The sequence below is a fragment of the Mycolicibacterium vinylchloridicum genome (genome assembly GCF_013404075.1).
In the GTDB taxonomy this organism is placed as follows: domain Bacteria; phylum Actinomycetota; class Actinomycetes; order Mycobacteriales; family Mycobacteriaceae; genus Mycobacterium; species Mycobacterium vinylchloridicum.
In genome coordinates, this window is sequence record NZ_JACBJQ010000176.1 from 1 (window position 1) to 1,361 (window position 1,361).

General features: G+C 60.5%; 1 protein-coding gene. It reads right to left on the bottom strand.

Going from position 1 to position 1,361, the window contains the following annotated elements; all coding sequences use genetic code 11:
* Positions 1 to 14: 14 nt before the first annotated feature.
* A complete protein-coding gene (locus tag HPC46_RS34400) occupies positions 15 to 1,238 on the bottom strand; it encodes a DDE-type integrase/transposase/recombinase (protein WP_179476437.1) in 1,224 nt (407 codons plus the stop codon).
* Between the last annotated feature and the right edge of the window lie 123 nt (positions 1,239 to 1,361).

The following is a 1,361-nucleotide window of genomic DNA, read 5'->3' on the forward strand; positions in this document are numbered from 1 at the left end:
CCTGTTGCCTCATGTCAAGATGCGCGCGTAGGAGGTTTGACTGCCTCGCGTATGAGTGCGCGTGTGTTGACGCTGTCTCCCGGTTTGCTGGTGGTCAAGATGAGGAGCTGGTTGGTCAATGCGTGAATCCGGCGCTGGACGGCGGCGGGATTTATCTTGCTTTGGACTAATGTCAGCGCGACGATCCGGTCTTCATCGACCATCAACGGGTGGTTGATCAAGCGGTGAAACGGGGTGGCCGCCGTGTCGTGCTTCTTGGTCACCTTTGCGCCGTGACGGACCTTCGACACCAGTTTCTGCTGCGGGTGATAGTAGTTGGTCAATTTTGACTGCAGCTGCCATATCTCGTTGAGTAACAACATCTCTGACGCTGTGGTGTAGCGGTGATAGCCCACCACCGTGCGGACCACCGCCCAATTCTTCTGCTCTACGTGACAGCCGTCGTTCTTGTTGCCCGGCCGCGCCCGGGTGAAGGTGATCTCGTTATCCACGCACCACTGCAGTAGGTGGGTGTTGATGAACTCGGCTCCGTTGTCTGAGTCCACCCCCAGGATCGGGAAGGGCATCCGTTCAACGATGACCTTCAGTGCACGGAAGACACATGTCGCAGCCTTGCTGGGAATTGAGCGATTCTCGGTCCAACCGGTGCAGATATCGGTCACGGTCAACGTGAAGGCGAACTGACCCCAGGCGCAACCTCCGTCGTGGGAGACCAAATCGATCTCGACGAAACCGGGCCGGTCGTCATCCCAGTCGGCCCAGGTCCTGACCGGGATCTGACTCTTGAGCAGCGACCCCGGCTTCGTGGTGGCACGTCCCCTGAGCTGGTGTTTGCGCCGTTCAGGAGCCAACCTTCGATCGATGGTGGCCGCCGACATCGACACCAACGACGCCGCAGTGGCGTCGTCGATGACCAACTCCTGAAAATGCCGCAAGACCGCCACCAATTCCTTCAACATCGGCGCCAACCGCTTGCCGGCGGGCATGTCCAGCACCGTCCAGCACACCGTCAGCGCGGCGATGACCTCTGGCCCGTACTTCGGCGGTCGCGAACATCGAGGCGACATCACGGTGGGCTTCAATGCCGCGGTGAGCGCCTTGCGGGCATGACTGCGATGCCAACCCGTGGTGGCACACAACTCGTCGAGAATCACTCCCTTGGACCGCTTGTCGGCCCGGTCATAGCGGATCGCCGTCGCCTGGATAACCGCCCTGCGCTCAGCCAATGTCAACCCCATCGTCAGGGCCTACCGACCGCGTAGCTGTCTGATCAGTCAGGCACGCCGCACGCGCGCATTTTCAGTGAGGCAACGAAGACGAATTTCGCGGCCCTTCGCGCGCATTTCCGATGAGTCAACGCG